This window comes from Flavobacterium rhizosphaerae, from assembly GCF_046000445.1.
Taxonomy (GTDB): domain Bacteria; phylum Bacteroidota; class Bacteroidia; order Flavobacteriales; family Flavobacteriaceae; genus Flavobacterium; species Flavobacterium rhizosphaerae.
Genome location: NZ_JBELPZ010000002.1, coordinates 290,280 through 308,124 on the forward strand (window position 1 = coordinate 290,280; position 17,845 = coordinate 308,124).

The following is a 17,845-nucleotide window of genomic DNA, read 5'->3' on the forward strand; positions in this document are numbered from 1 at the left end:
CTATAATATTGCTTTTGGTGTCAATTTCCAGTTTTTTTCTAAATGTCATTTAATTAAAAGACTGCCTGAATTGTAAAGGGGATAAGGATACATTTCGTTTGAACATTTTATTGAACGACTGCGGATAACCAAATCCCAGCCTGTAGGCGATTTCTGAAACGGACATATTGGTTAGGGTAAGATACTCCTTCGCTTTATCTACAATCTTATCCTGTATAAGCTGCTGCGCATTTTGCCCGGTAAATGAGCGAAGCATATCGCTAAGGTAGTGAGGCGATACATGTAACTTTAAGGCAAGCAGTTCTACTGTTGGCAGGCCGTTGTTTAAAATATCCTCCGAATCAAAATATTGGTCCAGGTATTGCTCCAGTTTGGTGAGCAGATCATGGTTGACGGCTTTGCGGGTTAAAAACTGCCGCTCATAAAAACGCTTGCTGTAGTTGAGCAGGAGTTCCACCTGGGCCACCATAATATCCTGTGTGGTGCGATCGATATGGGCACACTCTTCCCTTATTTTTTCAAGTAATTCAGCAATATATACTTCTTCCTTTTCTGAAAGGTGTAGCGCCTCATTCACTTCATAGGAAAAGAAACCAAAGTGTTTGATATTCTCCGCAATCGGGTAGGTGTAGAGTAAATTTGGATGGATGAGCAGCGTGTAGCCATCTCCGGCAATATTGCCCAGTATTTCTGAGTGCGGAATATCAACTGACTGTACCTGCTTTGGAGCGATAAAGGTCATTACCCCTTTGTCATAATCATAGTATTGTCCACCATAGCGCACCTTGCTGCCAATCCCTCTTTTAAGGGAGATACAGTAAAAACCCAAACTGAACTGTTTCCAGACTTCAGTTTCCTCAAACTGCATTTCCGATACCCTGAAAACGCTTACAAGCGGATGCAGGGGATCAGGAAGCCCCACTAGCCGGTGAAATTCGGTTATGGAATTAATACTAATCATAGCTTGTATTATTTATTAAACCGGGAGCAGGAATATGCTGCTCTGATAAATATCTTAATTGCCTAATATCTGCTTTCTTATCTCTTTCCTAAAGGCTTCATTACCTATTTCATTGCGCCTTTTATACATAGTGCTGGCATCCTCTCCGGCAACGTAACGTATTTGGTCTTTACCGTCAGTAGCTGCTTCAAAAACTACTGCAGCAATATCTTCTGCTTTAGCGGCGGCATCCATCATTGCATTAGTTATACTAAAAAGTTTGTCTTCCAGCTCCGTATAGGCAGTGTGTGAGGCTTTGTCCAGAGAGCGTCCTAAAAAATCCGTGGCTATACCGCCCGGAGCTACCGTTTTAATTCCAATATTGTGCAAACCAAGTTCAAAAGACATCCCTTCAGACCATCCCTCAATTCCAAATTTAGCTGCGTGGTAGATGCTGTGCAGGGGGAAGGTAAGAAAACCTCCCATCGATGTTGTGCTTATAAAAAGGCCATTTTTCTTTTCTCTAAAGTAGGGAATAAAAGCTTTTGTAACCCTGATTACTCCCAAAAGATTGGTGTTAAGCTGTGTTAGTACCTGTTCATCTGTAAAGGCTTCAAGTGAACCCATAAGTCCATAGCCGGCATTATTAAATACTACATCAATACTGTGTAACGATATAGCTTTGTTCAGAGTTTCTTTAATCTGTTCATTATCTGTAACATCAAGAGGCAACAGCGTAACGTTTTCTAATGTATTTAGCTCTGTTTCCTTTTCAGGGTGGCGCATGGTGGCAATTACATGCCAGCCTTTATAGTGAAATAGTTTTGCGGTAGCTTTACCAAGCCCCGACGATGCTCCTGTAATAAAAATTGTCTTCTTCATTTAAAAAATATTAATGATGAAGCAAAATTCCTAATAAAGCACACCATAAAAGTATCCGTATCGGACAGGATTGTATCTGTATTGGGGTTAGTTCATTATACTCTACCTTAAATAAAAATGTCTTTTAAAATGCATAAAAAATAAACAAGCCTGCCTTAAATAAAAAACCGCCTCTGTTAAATTAGGAGACGGCTTTCAATACATATAATAACTATAAAGAGATATATAAACCGGCCTTGTAAAAAACCGAAAATTTTATATTATTCTTTTATGATTTTAACTGTTTTACTTCCCGAATTTGTTGTTATAGTAAGTAAGTAAATTCCTTTATTAAATTCTGAAAAACTAATGCTATTCTGACCTGTATTTAGAGTACCCTGCTGTATAATACTGCCAAGTACATTATAAACAGCATAGCCCGCAATATCCTGTATATTTTCTATCGTGACTTTATCCTTGACAGGGTTAGGGTAAATTCTGATATTTTCTATAACTCTATGCTCTAAAGACAATGCACCAGTAACCTGTGTACAGTACACATCAGTCCCACAATCTGCGCTATTAACATTCAGGCACACCTGATACGTTTCGCCGTCTGCATAAATATGTTGCGGGTTAACATCAGTTGATGTGTTTCCATCACCAAAATCCCACTCCAGGCTGTCATAATTTTCACTGCCTGTGTAACTAAAATTAAAACTATAATCAACATTTCCCTGAGTGCTGGTGAAGGAAGCAACGGGCGAAACACAATCACAGTTGTCAGCACCATATTTAGCAACAAAAAAATCGGTTTGGCTTCCGTCATTATAAAGTGTTTCTTCATTAATATACAGTTGGTAATCAAAAAGCCCCCCTACATAAAAATTACCTGAATTATCGGCCGTAATAGCAGTGCCTTCATCGCGGCTTTGGTTATAGGAGGCAATACCATCCATGGCAATGATATCTCCCGTAGCACGGTCAAAACGGGCTATATAGGCATCGACACCGGTATTATAGGGTATCTCCAACACCAGATCCCCCCAGTGTACTACCCGGTAATATCCGGTTATGGCTACTTCTGTACCGCTTATGGCTATGCCACTGCCATGCATAACCGAAGAAGAGTAGGCGTTGGTTCCCCAGATAACATTTCCGTCAGGATCCAGCTTTAGCACAAAGGGAAAAGGATAAATTACCTCATTGTTAAACACATGCCCCCCAAACGAATCTCCGTTTACGGTACCACCAGTAAGATAAATATTCCCGGCCTCATCAAGTTTTATGTCATTAAAACCAAAGCCCTGTTCAAAAGTCGAGGTATTTTCTTTCATCCATAAAAACTGACCCTGGCTGTCAAAAGCGGCAAGGTAAAAAAAGTGTTCCACTTCCTGGTCGCCAAACGTGGCAGCACTGTCACTCCCATACAGGTAACCGGCAATATAAATAGTACCGGTCGCGTGGTTGCGTGCCATTTTGTACTGAAAGTTTGCCCCAAAATCCAAATGCATATCCATAGGGAATCCCCCTAAAAAATTACCATCGGCATCATATTTAAGGATATGGTAGCTATCACTTTCATTCACCATATACTGCCCGTCAGCAATCGGCCCTACAGGCAACGCACAAAGCCAGTAAGAATTTCCCTGTGGGTCAACCGAAAGTTCATATGAACCATACAATGAAAAATTATCACTAAAGCTTATATCGTCCGGCTGCGGCATGCGCAGCCATTTTAATTCACCTTCAGCCGAATATTTAACCATAAAAAGCCCCTTTTTATTTAGGTTTACACCAGAAGGCGATACCGGGAGTATGGTGTCGGTATCAAAATGTACCGGTTCGGCATCCCAAGATTCACCTGTCCCCCCGGGGTTTATACCTTGGCCAACAGCATACACATTACCTTCTGCATCTAAAGATATACGTTGTATCCGGTCATCTTCAAAACCGCCAATAATTTTAGACCAGCGGTATTGCCCGGAACAGTCAAAGCTGGCAATGGCATAATCTGACATTACTTCTCCTACAGGATTAAATTCGCTATACCCTTCTTTAGGCATACCTGCAATATCGAGGTTGGAAACCCCCACAGGCGAAAGCATATAAATATTACCCTCATTATCTGTTTCAATACAACGTACCTGCTCCGGAAATGACAACCCTGTAGATGAAAAAGTATCATCACTCCCACCCCTGACACCCCACTGCCAGCTTTGCGCTGGTAGCAAGGGTGTCACTAACATACTAATTAAGAACAGAATATTTTTTACCATGATTTAATGTTTAACTATTAACCGTTGCTGTTTAAGTATTTGCCCATCTTCCTTCATCACAACAATATATGTTCCATCACTGTAGGCAGAAATATCTGGCTGCCAGGTATTGCTACTATCTGTTACATTGAATAAGCCTAACTTACGGCCAGACATATCATAAATCTCAAGGCTCCTTTCATGGCCAGATATTGGTGTTGCATAAGAATAATTTACTGAAAGGTAGTTTCCAGCAGGATTAGGCACTAATTTAAGCCCGGATGATAATATTTCCTGTACTGCATCACTACTACCATCGGCAAGTTTACCCCCTTTTGGCACACCACAACCCGGGAAGGTTACAGGGAAAACAAGCCTGCACGTGCTGCCATCAGGGAACGTAAAGTCTATAACTATATCAATTGTAGTAGTTGTATAAAACGGTGTAACAGGGATAGCTTCAAATCCTAATGTATTGCTTGAAGGATTTACAATACCTGAAGAAGGCGTAAATAAGAGGTTTCCATTATCGGCTGTTATTACATAAGACAGTGCAGTAGAATAAGGGTTATCAAGAACAAATACTAAATCGTAAGCACAATAAGGTGTATCTGCCAGTTGTGCCCCGCGCTTTTTAATTTTGCTTTCGTCTATCTCGCACAGGCAAAATTCAAGGTCAACCACAAGATCGCCACTCGTAGCATTGCATAAGCCATTATCAAGCATCAGGCTGTATTTATTATTCCCGTTAAGGGTATAATCCGGCACCATGCCAGAACCAATCTGGTCAACCGAACCATTTCGGTTCCATGCCCATTTATTGAAGGGAATTATTGGCCCTATAACATAAGGGTTGTTAAAATAGGCACACATAGAATAACATCCTGTTGGGAAAATCCATAAATATTTATTAGGATCTTCAGGCACATATACTTCTGCGGAAGAAGTACAACCATTATTATTAGTAAAGGTTACTTTATACGGACCGCCAGTATTTACCTGTATGGTTTGCCCCGTGGCACCATTGCTCCAGGTATACGTTCCCGGCATACTTGTAGGGAGTGATGCTGATAGTTTTATTAAATAATTATCACAATCTACAGGGTCTACGCTTATATAAGGTGTGCCTGGGCTTTGCAATACTGTTACCGTAAATGTATCGGAATCAGAGCATACAGTTTGCCCCTGTGAAATACTTGTAACCAGTTTGTAGGTGTAAACTCCCGGATTGGTTAATTGCTGGGTGATCTCTGCATCGCCAGATGCTATTTGAGAGCCGTTACGGTACCACGTATATTCTATATCATCACCTCCTGCATCGCCGGAAAGCTCAAATTCCCAATCAGCACACACTACATCCGGGCCTTTGATTCTTGCTACCGGCGGATTTATAAATATTGCGTTTACAGTACTTATTTCTTCCATACAGCCGTCTGCATTATATACCTTTACCCAATAGCTTCCGTTTTGGGTAACATTAAAAGTATTTGTTGTGGTTGAAGTAATTTCCTGTGTACCCTGCATCCAGGTATAACTAACGGGGTTTTGTGTACCTTGGGTAGGCTGATATAAAAGAGTTATTTGATCTCCTTTGCAAGCATACATATTATCATCTCCCAAACGCCCTTTCATATTATTTAACTTTACCGTTATAGGTAATGCATACTGGCTTGAACAACCATATTGGTTGGTAACCGTTAGCGTAACATATTTTGGCCCATCGCTATCAAACGTAGTAATACCATCCTCTAACGCTAATTCAGCTTCACCATTAAAATCCCAATGATATTGCAGGTTGCCACCGCCAGTTGAAGTATTTGTAAAGCTTACAGGCTCATCAGGGCATACCTGATTATTATCTGCCGTAAAATGTGCTGTAGGCAGTGCGGGCAATGCCAATGTTGTATAAGCGCTACATGGGCCGCCGCTACCATTTACCTGTATGCCTACAGTATAATTACCAGGTTGAAGGGTAAATGTCTGGCTTATGGCACTACCCGGCAACTGCCCCTGGCCTGTACCGTTTATCATAAATTGTTTACTTGACAATGATGCCTGCGAATAATAGTCGGTATGGTCATGCAGGGTAACAGAATAAGTACCCGGAGTTGAACCACATGATACGCTATATTTAACTTCTGGTATGTAAGGTATTTCTACATAAGCGGTTCTATGTTGTGTACATAAACCACCTCCAACAGCATTATAATTCACCCAATAGTTAATCAGGTAATTTCCTGCGGTGGTTACAGAAAATTGAGCACCGTTATTATTATTATTAGAAATAGTAACACCTGTAGAAGGCACTGTATTCCACGTTACACTTACAGGGCTGCCTGTAAAAGTTCCTGAAGCTGAAAAGGTATTACAGGATGTTTTTTGAGCATTTAAGGTAACTGTTGGATAAGGGTCTATTTCACACCCTCCTCCGCAGGTTTGCTGAATTGTAATAGAATTTGTTCTTGTTTCGCAACCCTGTGCATTAGTCACCTTAACATAGTAGGTTCCGTATTGTGTAGCAGTATAGGTTGTAACATTTGTAGCAACAAGATTATTTTGGTAATACCATTTTATGCCCGTAGTAGCGCCATACCCTGACTGTAGGGTAAGTACGAGGTCTTCAGAGAAAGAGCCACAATAATAAATACCGTTGGTACTGCTTACAAGACCCTTAGGCGCAGGTACTACTTCAATTGTCCTGTTAAAGATATAGGTATTGTCACACCCCCCTGCACCTTGTACGGTAGCAGTAATAATATAGGATACGTTGGAAGATATGGCTGCATTGTATACATGGCTTGCAGATAATCCTGTGGCTGTTGACCCATCACCAAAATCCCAGGTTACAGTACCGGGGCCAATTCCCGGATTAGCCGTTAATGAAACACTTGCAACCTGCCCCCGGCATATCTGTGTTGGCGTATTTACCGTAAAAGTTGGCACCTGCACCGTTACAGTATACTGAGAGGTGTAAACCTGCGAACATTTTCTTACTTCTAATTGTAGTGTTGCTGTAGTTGTTGTAGTGGCGTTATTCCATATAACAGAAACATCTTTAGTGCCATTACCAGAAATTACATTACCAACACCCGGTTCAAGAATTGTCCAGGTATAAACCTCGCCATCAGCATAAGGGACATGATAGGACTGTTCTGAATTGGGGCAAACAGTAGCTGGCCCGGAAATGGGGATATTCACTACAGGGGTACTTACATTTTTTGTAAATACCGGCGATTCGCACTGTGGGTCATTTTGCATTTTTCGTACGGCCTTAACCTGAAACGGACCAGAAGAATTAAACAACACACTTACCTCATCTCCAAAAGATGAACCTTGTATTTGTCCATTAACTACTTCCCATTCTATTACAGTGCCGGGTTCGCTATCATCAACCGAAAAAGTGGCAGGGCTACCAGGACAAACTACACTGGGGCCTGTTATTCCTGTAATATTTCCCGGTGAAGGGTGCACAGTAATAATCATATCTTCCGCAGGGCAGGCATTGGCCGTTTCTGCGCGCAACCTGAAACTTCCTAATTGTGAAAAATTATGATTGAAAGTAGTACCTGTACCGGTTGCTACAATATTTTCATCATCATCCGTTAATGTCCAGTTGGCGGTAGTACTAATGCTATATGTTTCGCTATTTCCTTTACAAACTTCATCATTACCCTGTATTTCTATAAGGGGCAATACATTAATAGTAATGGTTGCTGTGCCTCCACAATTTAGCAGCGTATTTACATAAGTACATGTTAATATAACCTGTCCGTTATTTTCACCTGCCTGCAATACTATTTCATTAGGCTGGTCTGTTTCAAGCAAGCCCGAATTTGTACCTCCATCAGTCAAATTCCAGTTAAATTGAGTTGCAGGCCATTGCGGTAACGAGTATTTAAACTGGTTGCCTCCGCAAACAGTTGTTTCTCCCTGTATAGTCCCTTCGCTTTGTATAACCGGAACTTTTATAGTAGTAACTCCCGGACAGGCAACCTGGCAGTAATTAGAATCAAAAGTTACATAACCAAACCCGCTCTCATCAACATCATCCCACTCTACCATTACAGAACCCGGGCCAACGTTTGAATTTACTATGGTTCCCCCTTCCACCTTCCAGACAAACTGGTTACAGGCTGACGCGGCATTGGGCGGAAGCGAGTATACCTCACGCTTGCCTTCGCAAACAACCCCGGGGCAATCAATATTAAAACCGTAGTCTCCCACCTTTATTTCTCCTGAATAGGTGTCTGTGCAAAAACATGCATTGGTTACTGTTAGCTTTACAGGGTAAACACCGGGAGCATTATAGGTATGAGTAGGGTTATACAACGAAGAGGTAGTACCGTCGCCAAAATCCCAATAGCTATTGGTAATACCTGTACCTCCATCGGCGGTAGAAAGGTTTGAAAAGTTAATAACCTGCCCAACACAGGTTTCGTAAGGAAGTTGCGGCCAGTATGGGCTCACTCCAAAATTGGCTTTGGGAGCCTTTATAACCTCTATACATACTTCTGTTGAAAACTGTGTACCATCGCTTTTAGTGATGGTTGCACTAACCAGACCGGAACCGGCAGAACCCCATACTACATTACACTGTGTAAGATTAGAGCTGCTTATACTGCCCCCGCCTACATTCCACTGAGTATTAATCCAGCCTGCTGAATTTGAAGTATCATTACCCGTAAGACTATATGTAACATAGCTGAATTCGCAAATACGCACACATTCTGAAGGTTCAATTTCCTGTGAATATTCTTTTCTGCCTTTAATTTCTTCCCGGCAACCTGTTTCTGAATTCCATTTTATGGAAATTGTGCTTTGGCTAAAGGCAGGAAGTATAACCGATATCCATAATAGGAAGCACAACAAGGAACCTGAGGGGCTCATGTAAGATTTTTTCATAGTTTAATAATTGATTAGTTTTGGTTTTTGGTTCGTTTTAAAAAAATATATTTACATATTAAATTTTATAATTGTTTGTTAATTGAGTTTATTTATTGTTTCAGAACAATATGATTATCATCAAATTAAGTTAATTTTATTTTTATTAAGAAATAAAATAAGTTAAACAAAAGTTAAAAACAAATAATAGATGTGGTACTGTTGCAATAGCTTATAAAAGTTTATTGTACTAAATATATTCTGCACTTATAGCAAATTATAAAAGGTCAATAATAAATATGATAATTATTTAATTCCTTTTAATTATTTTCAACTCTTTATTAAATAAAACCTGTGCAGAATCTTTGTAAATATTTTTAAGTGTTAACCCTGCACGTGTTTCTTTCTTATGCATTTTATAAAGAACCTTATCAATTTTTATAAGGGCAAGCTCGTCATTTTTAGCTGCCTTTATATATCCAAAATAATTTACTTCCGGCCAGTTTACAGCGGGTTTTAAAGCTGTTGGCAGTATAGTTGTTCTTAACCTGCGTGCTGGCTTAGGAATAGTGCGTACAGGGTTTGTTTTTACATTATCAAGAAAAGGATCGCGTTGTACAGGATTTAGTAAAAAAGTATCCCTTTTAATTATTAAAACGCCTAATTGCGGGCCATCAAATTTTAAGGCAGTGGGGTATGCAGTAGTTGCAAAAGTGTTTTTAAAAAACCGGTAGCCAGCAACACCCCAAAGGCCTAACACAAAAAATAATAAAATAATGTTCAGCGTTTTTTTATTCATAAACCATTATTTTAAAATAACTGCTATAAGTACTTTGATTACCGGCAGCATCGGTACTTTTTACCCTCCAGTAATAAGTATCTTCGGTAGTAAAAGTATAGCTATATGAATTAGTTGCAATATTGCTGCCTGTTTGTATAATGTTGGTAAAAGAGGTATCTGTAGCTATTTGAATAGTATACACTAATGGTGAGGTGATAATACCGGAATCTTGGGGTATATTCCATTCAAAATCTACTTCAATATCTGTTTCAAAAGTTGCTTCATTCTCTGGTTCAACATTTTGAGATTGGTTTGGTGGTGTGGTATCTATATAAAAATTTCTTGTGGCGTAGGCCGTTTCCGTTTCATTTTCCTCATTTAAAGCTTTTATCCTCCATTGATAATGGCCGTCTTGCGTAATAATATTTTCAGGTAGTGTATAGCTCGTGTCATTAATATCAGGCACTTCGGTAATAATGCTGTTCCCGTTAGTGAGATTAATAAGAGAAAAATTATATGAGGTGGCATTGTTAAGGGTATTCCATGTAAAGGTTGGCTGTGTATTTTGCATATAAATATTGGCAGATGGGCTGCTTAGCAAAACCTGCTGATTGGTAAGGTCTTCAGAAGCTACTACTGAAAAAGATACCGGAAAAGAATAATTAGTATTGTATGCAGAATTTTCTCCTCGCAAACGCCATTGATAACTGCCTGGCGGAACAGGAACTGAAAAATAGGCCGTACTTACTAAAGTATCAGCAACTATCTGGTTGCCTCCATATACCTGAAGGCGGTAATCATCGGCTCCGTCCAGCTCCTGCCATTGAAAATTAACTATATTACTTTCTACAACGGTTTGATACTGAGGATAAATCATAACAACAGTATCACCAGAGATGTCTTCTTCAAAAATATCATCGCAACCTGTAAAACAAAATGCAACTGCCAGTAAAAGTATTTTATTTATTATTTTCATAATTTTGAAATATCATGTTAAGATGTAATTCGGGCTTGCTGCTGCCCTTTTTTATAGTATAAAAATGTAATCCTACAAGCCTGGATGTTTCAAAGTTTTTTTCAAAATCATAGCTCAACTGTAGTAACTGATTTGTGTTACCCGTAACTTCAAGCCTGTTGGTATATGTCCTGAAATCATCATCTTGGAATGTGTGTATGGGCGCCAGATTATAAATAGACGGATGCTTATTATGTGTGGCCGCAAAAGCCATAATTTTTTGCTGTATCTTTTCTTTATCTGCCCCACCTTTTCCTAAAACCCGGTCTATCATATCAATTTCCTGCTCTAAAGCTTTAAGGTTACCTGTTGTGCCCTTAAGTTCCTGCACTCTTGATGATAACGCCCTATTTTCTTTAAATACACTAATTAGTGTACTAAACGATTTTTTATATGCTGTTACCGAAAGTAAAACTATAATAACCAGCAGTGCTTTAAATTTTATTTTATATGAATATTGCTCAAACATCATCTACTAAAATTTTCAGTTCAAAATGCTGTATGTTTTTAGAATCCTTTTTTAGGGATATTATTTCAAATTTCTGAATCCAGCTAAGCTTTTTAATTGTTTCCAGCCAATTGTTAAATGATGTTTCGCCTGAAGTTGTTCCTGTAACTCCAATTGTTTTTGCAATCAACTCTGCCTTTTTACTTTCTTTAATATCATCAGCTAAGGGAAACACTTCTAATGATGTTAAGTGTGTCCCCTCCGGAACGGTTTGAAAAAGCGAATAGGCATAAAAAGAAAGAAAATTTTTAGATAACTGGCCTGTCTCGGTAAGAAGGCGCATTTTCTCACTTTTTTTACGCGCCAGCTCTTCTATTTTATTAATTGACTGTCCGGAAAAAAGAGTTTTCTGGTTGAGTTCTAAATTTTCTGCGGAATAGTGGCGTATGGCAAGATAGCTTATTAAAAGCGTAGCAAAAAAAAATAGCATCATACCAACTCCCAGGTATTCAAATGCTTTTTTATAATGCGCTTCATCTTTTTCAGCAATACGCTCTGTGTTACCCGTAAATTTATCATTGTTTATAAAATAGGCTAATGCGCTTGCATAAAGTGGAAGCTGCCAATTACTTAAATGCGTTTCTGCTATTTTATACGATTCCTCTTCGTCTTCCGACAGTTTTTCTACATCATGTAATTCAAGGTTTGCAAAATTTAAAATAGTTTTATTAGCCGTTATGTGGGTATTGCCTATAATTTGCTGCAGTAATACTGTATTCAGGATACCTATATGCAAGCCTATGATTTGAAATTTATATTGTTGTATGTCTTTTATAATATCATCAACTTTTTCTTTACGGCACAAACTGATGAAAGCACAGTTGCTATATGTTAATTGATTGTAATAGATATTTTCAAAATCAAGGTTTTTCCTCCAGTTAATATCGGCTTCACTGGTATAATCTATTTTTTTATAAAGTACGTTCTTACCGTCAAGAACCAATATTACCGGTTTATTTGTACTTAAAGTACCAGCCAGCTGCTCACTGTTTTCAAAAGCTCCTAAAGCCTTTATAGTAAGCTTATTCCCTTTTTTTTGTACTTCGGCATAAGCATAGCGGATAGCAGCCTCATCTCTAAAAGCCCCTATGACAATTACATCATTAATTTTTACTATTTTAGTAAGTATGCTCATTAATATACTATTGTAGGCCTGATAAAAATATGCAGTTTAGAGTTGCTTTTGGCTTTTCTTTTACTGCTAAAAAACCAGCTTATTATAGGTATCCTTGAAAGTAGTGGCACTCCCGATGCAGTACCATCTTTTTGTAATTCGTCAAGCCCACCTAACAAAACCATTTCATTGTTTTTAACCCGTACCAGCGATTCAAATTTTTGTGTGGCTTTTCCCGGGGGAGCATTTTCTCCTGCTCGCGCCAAAAATGAACTTTTTTCTACCGAAATATTTAAGGTTACCGTCTCATCTGTACTTACAAAAGGTTTTATATTCACACTCAGATTAGCTTCAGTAGATTTCCATGTACCGGTTTGTAAAATATTGCTGGTTATTGTATTGGTAAGCAACTGGTTATTTTGCTCAAAATAATAGCTGGTTTCTCCAATGGCAAGTTTTGCTTCATGTCCGCTTATGGTTGCTATTTTTGGGGTAGATTCAATTTTAATAATAGAGTTATCTTCTAAAAACTGAAGGTTTAAATAAAAAGCGTCGGTAACTTTTCCTATTTTCATAACCCCCATACCGTTAAAAGCATCTATAAGGCTGTTAACCGAAGTTGAGTTCATACTAATATCGCCTGTCGGAAATAACACCCCGCTTGTCTTTCTTCCCGGGGTATTGTCCAGGCCTGCCTTTATACCCGTTTCTACGGTATGTGATTTATTATACTGTACAATCATAACATCAATCTGCACCAAAGGCACTACTCGGTCAATTTGTTTTATGTATACCTTCATTTCCTCAATTGTTTCTTTTGCCCCCGAAACAATTAGTCCGTTAAGTTCTACAAACTCTTTTATTTCTACTCTTTCAGAAAAGGCTTTTGGTAAAGACATCATGACCGACTCTATTGAGCGGTTTTCCAGCTGAATAACTTCTGTAACCCTTAAACCCTGGGTTACTTGCTCTCCAATCATATAAAAATCGTCTTTCTTTTTAAATGTATATTTCCTGCCCCTAAAAATATGTTCGAGTAACTCATCAAAAGTTATATTATCTGCCAACAATGTAACCTTTTCATTTTCGGGGTCATTATATAAAAAATAAGTAACGTTAAGTTTTTCAGCAGCTTCACTTATCAACTCAGAAGCATCTGCTGCAGTTGCATCTACCCTTAATAAACCATTTTTACTAAGGGTAACTTCAAAATATCCTTCTGCATTTACATCAGTTGGACGTTTTATACGGTTTTTTGGAGCATTTCTGTCTGTGGTAATATCTGGCTGAAGGTTTTTCTCAATGTAATAAAAGCCGTTTTCATCTCTATTAACAATAAAACCATTTGATTTAGCCATCATTTCGATAACCTGTTCAAACGGCCTGTTTAATATATACGCCGATACAGGAAGATTTTTTACGTCTGGTGAGAGTACAATGTTTTTACCTGATTTATCTATAATTGCCTTAGCTACAGATGAAAGGGTATCATTATTTAGTTTTATTGACAGGAAATCATTTTCCTTATTATAGGCTACATCAATTATCTTTTGAGGCTGTGCTACAGGCTTTATATCTTCTATATGTTTTTTAATAATCATAATATTACTCATAAAGCTTATATCCAAACGATATTTTTCAGCAAGAAAAAGTAATACATCCTTTACCGTTACATCATAAAAATTATTATTAACCGACTGATTTAAATCATAATCAACACTTATATTAAGTTGGTGTTCACTGGCAATAGCAGCAATAAAATCATGCAACGGCAAACCAGATACATCAACTTTAAGAACATCATTAAGCCCGGGTTTCTCTTTAGAGAAATCGTTTAGCCTGCTGCGTAAATCTTCTGTATCCCCTTGCGCATTAAGGTTGATACTAAATAAACAGAATAATAGTATGTATAAAAATTTGTACATGCTTAGGTGTTAATTAATAGAGCATAAATTTCATCCAGGGAACTCTCCCCATCCATCAGTATATCAAAAGCTTTGTCTGAAAGGCTTTTATGCTTTTTTGTATAAATACTTTTTAGGTTGTTATCTTTAATATGGCCAGCTGTTTCAAAATCTACACTAAGCACCTCATAAACGGCTCTTCTCCCTTTATATCCCGTATGAAAACAGTGATTACATCCTACAGGAACGTAAACTGTATCTCCATCGTAAGGAAATTTATAACCCGGGGGGAAATTTTCTTTTACTAAAGGTGCTGGTTTTTTACAATTATTACAAAGCTTTCTTACCAGCCGCTGGGCTACCGATAGGTTTAATGTTTCAGCTATAAGGTATAAAGGCACGCCCATATCTGCCAGCCTTGAAATAGTGCCTAAAGCAGAATTAGTGTGAATTGTGGAAAGCACCAAATGTCCTGTTAAAGAAGCACGGATAGCCATTAGGGCCGTTTCTGAATCACGTATTTCCCCCAGCATGATAATATCAGGATCCTGCCTTAAAAAAGACCTCAGGGCTGATGAAAATGTTAACCCGATATCTTCCTTTAACTGAACCTGGTTTATTCCTTTAAGTGTATATTCTATAGGGTCTTCAACGGTTACAATATTTCTTTTTGAATCATTCAATAGTTTTAAAGTAGCATATAACGTAGTTGTTTTACCTGAACCTGTTGGCCCACTTATAAGTATAATACCATTAGGCTTTTTTATTCCTTCTAAATACTGCAATTGCTCATTACCTTCAAAGCCAAGTTTGTTAAGGTCAATATCAGAAGCATCGTTACCCAAAAGCCTCATAACAATCTTTTCTCCAAACAGGGTTGGCAATATAGAAACCCTTATATCAAAATTTTTATTTTTTATTCTCCCGTCCTGTGGCAGCCTTTTTTCTGTAATATTAAGTTTTGATTTTATTTTTACCTTATTAACTAACTCAAGATAGTTTTCCATCTTAATTTTATAACGCTCAATTAGTTGCCCATCAATCCTGAACCTAATGCGTGCTTCCTCTTCATACACCTCAAAATGTATATCACTGCTACCTAAATTTTTAGCTTCCTGCATTAGATTCTCCAGAAAATCAGCCTTATCAATGTCAAAAGATTTATTGCTTTCAGTTAAGCTTTTCCTGTAATATATCTGGAGGGCTTTCTCAATTTTTTCGGCCGGATAATTATGAAATTTAACTTCGCACCCTAAAAGTAATTCCAGTTCATCTTCCTGCCCTATTATAGTATGGGTTGCATCAATATACAGGTGCAATTCGTTTTGTGCTGCTTCTTTGGGCAGTACCCTGTAATGATTAGCTACCTCAGGACTAATTCTATGTTGAAGTTCTGGTGCTATAATTATATCATTCATAGGAATATTGTTGTTATTTTACTGTCTGTCAACACATCGCAACTTATAATCAATAATAATAAAAAAGCCGCATAACCAGCCAAAGGCACAGTATTGTGTTTGCTCACCTTTTTAAAAACTGCGTGGAGCAACATTGAAAACAATAAAGAACATATAAAAAAAAGCACATAATAACGGTTTACAAATAATGGACTGACCGCAACATAAAAAAGCACATCTCCTAATCCGAAATAATGGGTAAAAGGATTATTAAAAGAATTATTTTTGATACTGATATATGCCACCATCAAGCCAAATGTTAAAAAGAAAAATAAGATATTAAAGCCACTAATTTTGATACTTAAATTGCCTAGCTGTAGATAACTGTTGTAAAATGAAACTAAAAACATAATAATTAGAAGGCTTATATGCACTTGGCGGAATTTGGCATCCTGCCAGGTTATTAGTGCCAGGCAAATTCCTAAAATCAATGCTTCCCAATTCATCTATTCTTTTACTGTTTCGGTTAAAAGCTTTCGTTCATTAATTTCCCATGTGTTATAGTTTCCGTCTCCATCCAAATCAGTAACAGAAGTAGCCCGTGCTACAAAAGAATTATTTGAAGCTTCTATTATTTCTATTTTATAAACAGCCTGCCCCCCCTCATCAACGGTAGCCTCCTGTTCAAAACCTAATTCTTCAAGGTTTTGAGAATACTTTGAAAAACGGTAAAAATTACTTTTTTGTAAGCCATACACCTGGTTAAGCATTGCCTGTGCCTCTATAGCTTTGGCCTGCCCTATTACCGAAGTTTGATTTGGCAGTACCATTAAAAGTAAAATACCTATAATGCACAATACTATTAATATTTCGGTAAGTGAATACGCCTTTACATTATAGCGGGATTTTTTTTGAAAGTGGTAACTAATTTTTTTCATATACTTATCCTTATATTATCTGCTCATAATTTTACTAAGGTCAAACATGGGGGCATACATGGCAACCATTATTGTACCTACAAAAATGCCAATGATGATAATGATGAGTGGCTCCAGCACCACTCCAATCATTTTAGTCTGATGGCTAATTTCATTTTTATATTGGTCGCTTAAGTTTTCAAACATTTTATCAAGCTGGTTTACCTGTTCTGCAACTTCAATCATAGAAACAAGCCTGTCTTCATATATACTATGTTTTTTTAAACTATCGCTTAAAAGTTCACCATAAGTAATATCGCGTATTACTCCCTGCAAAGATTTTTCTACAGGATAAAAAGCAATCATTTTTGCTGTGAGCGATAACGAAGTGATAAGGTTTGTTTTAGAGGCCGTGAGCAGGTTCATAGACTGGCAAAACCGCGATAGGTAAATTTTTCTGATTAAGCTGCCAAAATAGGGTACCTTTAATAAAAATGAAGTAAACACACTCCTGTAGCTATCTTTATTCTTCATTAACTGGTGCGAAGCAACAGCAGCAATTATAACAAAAATGAATATCGAGAAAAACACGCCCGAATTATTTGATAACATAATAATCACCTGGGTGCTTTTAGGTAATTCGCTGCCAAATTGTTTAAACACCGAACTAAACATGGGCACAACTTTTACAAGCATAAAGTATAGTACCAGAAATGTGACTAACAATACTATACACGGATACGTCATTACAGAGATTACCTGCCGGCGCATTTGTATTTTATTCTCAAAAAATTTGTGCAGCTCCTCAAGTACTGACTCCAGCAGACCGGTTTCTTCACCAATTTGTACACTGTAATACTCGTAGGATGAGAAATGGCCTGAAAGCTTCATAGACTCATATATGCCTTTGCCTTGTATAACTTTGTCTTTTATTTGAGTTAAAACATCTTTCTCTGATTTCTTTTTTGCCTGCCTTACCATTATTTCAAGAGACTTCCTAAAATCTACCCCAGACTGCAATAGCAGGCCCAGCTCCCGGTAAAAATGCTCCTTTTGCTTATCAGAGAAGCCTTTACCGAAATTAAGTTGCAGGTTAAACGATTGCGCTTTTTTTGAACCTACAGTATTCTTATATGTGCTAAGGTCAATACTCATATCTGAATTCAGGGTTGAAAAAATTGAAAACTATACTATATACAGATTACAATTTTAAAAGTGCTTTTCAGAGATATACAGAGTAAAAGTGGAAAGAGTAATATTGCGGTAAAT

At 37.8% G+C, this 17,845-nt stretch carries 13 protein-coding genes; all 13 read right to left on the reverse strand.

Annotation, left to right across the window (positions count from 1 at the left end):
- Positions 1-49 precede the first annotated feature (49 nt).
- Positions 50-961, reverse strand: a complete 912-nt coding sequence (locus ABS766_RS03805) for a helix-turn-helix domain-containing protein (protein ID WP_408083791.1) — start codon at positions 959-961, stop codon at positions 50-52.
- A gap of 54 nt (positions 962-1,015) precedes the next feature.
- Entirely contained in the window at positions 1,016-1,822 is an 807-nt protein-coding gene (locus ABS766_RS03810) for an SDR family oxidoreductase (protein ID WP_408083792.1), read from the reverse strand.
- A gap of 260 nt (positions 1,823-2,082) precedes the next feature.
- On the reverse strand, positions 2,083-4,080 hold the full coding sequence (locus ABS766_RS03815; RefSeq protein WP_408083793.1) for a T9SS type A sorting domain-containing protein: 1,998 nt from the start codon (positions 4,078-4,080) through the stop codon (positions 2,083-2,085).
- A 3-nt stretch (positions 4,081-4,083) separates the two neighbouring features.
- A complete protein-coding gene (locus ABS766_RS03820) occupies positions 4,084-8,961 on the reverse strand; it encodes a PKD domain-containing protein (RefSeq protein ID WP_408083794.1) in 4,878 nt (1,625 codons plus the stop codon).
- 289 nt (positions 8,962-9,250) lie between these two features.
- The gene (locus tag ABS766_RS03825; RefSeq protein WP_408083795.1) at positions 9,251-9,739 is read right to left on the reverse strand and encodes a hypothetical protein; all 489 of its coding nucleotides are present in this window, start codon (positions 9,737-9,739) and stop codon (positions 9,251-9,253) included.
- A complete protein-coding gene (locus tag ABS766_RS03830; protein ID WP_408083796.1) occupies positions 9,732-10,697 on the reverse strand; it encodes a hypothetical protein in 966 nt (321 codons plus the stop codon). Before ABS766_RS03830 ends, ABS766_RS03825 begins: the two co-directional genes overlap by 8 nt.
- A complete protein-coding gene (locus ABS766_RS03835; protein WP_408083797.1) occupies positions 10,681-11,208 on the reverse strand; it encodes a hypothetical protein in 528 nt (175 codons plus the stop codon). Before ABS766_RS03835 ends, ABS766_RS03830 begins: the two co-directional genes overlap by 17 nt.
- Positions 11,198-12,379 (reverse strand): hypothetical protein, encoded by a 1,182-nt coding sequence (locus tag ABS766_RS03840; protein WP_408083798.1) that lies wholly within the window; start codon positions 12,377-12,379, stop codon positions 11,198-11,200. Before ABS766_RS03840 ends, ABS766_RS03835 begins: the two co-directional genes overlap by 11 nt.
- Positions 12,379-14,283 carry a type II secretion system protein GspD gene (locus ABS766_RS03845; protein ID WP_408083799.1) on the reverse strand — a complete coding sequence of 635 codons (1,905 nt, stop codon included), beginning with the start codon at positions 14,281-14,283 and terminating at the stop codon, positions 12,379-12,381. Before ABS766_RS03845 ends, ABS766_RS03840 begins: the two co-directional genes overlap by 1 nt.
- Before the next feature lie 2 nt (positions 14,284-14,285).
- Positions 14,286-15,680, reverse strand: a complete 1,395-nt coding sequence (locus ABS766_RS03850) for a GspE/PulE family protein (RefSeq protein ID WP_408083800.1) — start codon at positions 15,678-15,680, stop codon at positions 14,286-14,288.
- On the reverse strand, positions 15,677-16,165 hold the full coding sequence (locus ABS766_RS03855; RefSeq protein WP_408083801.1) for a hypothetical protein: 489 nt from the start codon (positions 16,163-16,165) through the stop codon (positions 15,677-15,679). Before ABS766_RS03855 ends, ABS766_RS03850 begins: the two co-directional genes overlap by 4 nt.
- Positions 16,166-16,597, reverse strand: coding sequence for a type IV pilin protein (locus tag ABS766_RS03860; protein WP_408083802.1), 432 nt, complete (start codon positions 16,595-16,597; stop codon positions 16,166-16,168).
- Positions 16,598-16,612: 15 nt separating this feature from the next.
- The gene (locus tag ABS766_RS03865; protein ID WP_408083803.1) at positions 16,613-17,731 is read right to left on the reverse strand and encodes a type II secretion system F family protein; all 1,119 of its coding nucleotides are present in this window, start codon (positions 17,729-17,731) and stop codon (positions 16,613-16,615) included.
- Positions 17,732-17,845: the final 114 nt, after the last annotated feature.

What these genes read in the sequence shown, in the direction of transcription:
- ABS766_RS03805 (WP_408083791.1), bottom strand. Translation starts at nt 961, where the DNA reads ATGATTAGTATTAATTCCATAACCGAATTTCACCGGCTAGTGGGGCTT.
- ABS766_RS03810 (WP_408083792.1), bottom strand. Translation starts at nt 1,822, where the DNA reads ATGAAGAAGACAATTTTTATTACAGGAGCATCGTCGGGGCTTGGTAAA.
- ABS766_RS03815 (WP_408083793.1), bottom strand. Translation starts at nt 4,080, where the DNA reads ATGGTAAAAAATATTCTGTTCTTAATTAGTATGTTAGTGACACCCTTG.
- ABS766_RS03820 (WP_408083794.1), bottom strand. Translation starts at nt 8,961, where the DNA reads ATGAAAAAATCTTACATGAGCCCCTCAGGTTCCTTGTTGTGCTTCCTA.
- ABS766_RS03825 (WP_408083795.1), bottom strand. Translation starts at nt 9,739, where the DNA reads ATGAATAAAAAAACGCTGAACATTATTTTATTATTTTTTGTGTTAGGC.
- ABS766_RS03830 (WP_408083796.1), bottom strand. Translation starts at nt 10,697, where the DNA reads ATGAAAATAATAAATAAAATACTTTTACTGGCAGTTGCATTTTGTTTT.
- ABS766_RS03835 (WP_408083797.1), bottom strand. Translation starts at nt 11,208, where the DNA reads ATGATGTTTGAGCAATATTCATATAAAATAAAATTTAAAGCACTGCTG.
- ABS766_RS03840 (WP_408083798.1), bottom strand. Translation starts at nt 12,379, where the DNA reads ATGAGCATACTTACTAAAATAGTAAAAATTAATGATGTAATTGTCATA.
- ABS766_RS03845 (WP_408083799.1), bottom strand. Translation starts at nt 14,283, where the DNA reads ATGTACAAATTTTTATACATACTATTATTCTGTTTATTTAGTATCAAC.
- ABS766_RS03850 (WP_408083800.1), bottom strand. Translation starts at nt 15,680, where the DNA reads ATGAATGATATAATTATAGCACCAGAACTTCAACATAGAATTAGTCCT.
- ABS766_RS03855 (WP_408083801.1), bottom strand. Translation starts at nt 16,165, where the DNA reads ATGAATTGGGAAGCATTGATTTTAGGAATTTGCCTGGCACTAATAACC.
- ABS766_RS03860 (WP_408083802.1), bottom strand. Translation starts at nt 16,597, where the DNA reads ATGAAAAAAATTAGTTACCACTTTCAAAAAAAATCCCGCTATAATGTA.
- ABS766_RS03865 (WP_408083803.1), bottom strand. Translation starts at nt 17,731, where the DNA reads ATGAGTATTGACCTTAGCACATATAAGAATACTGTAGGTTCAAAAAAA.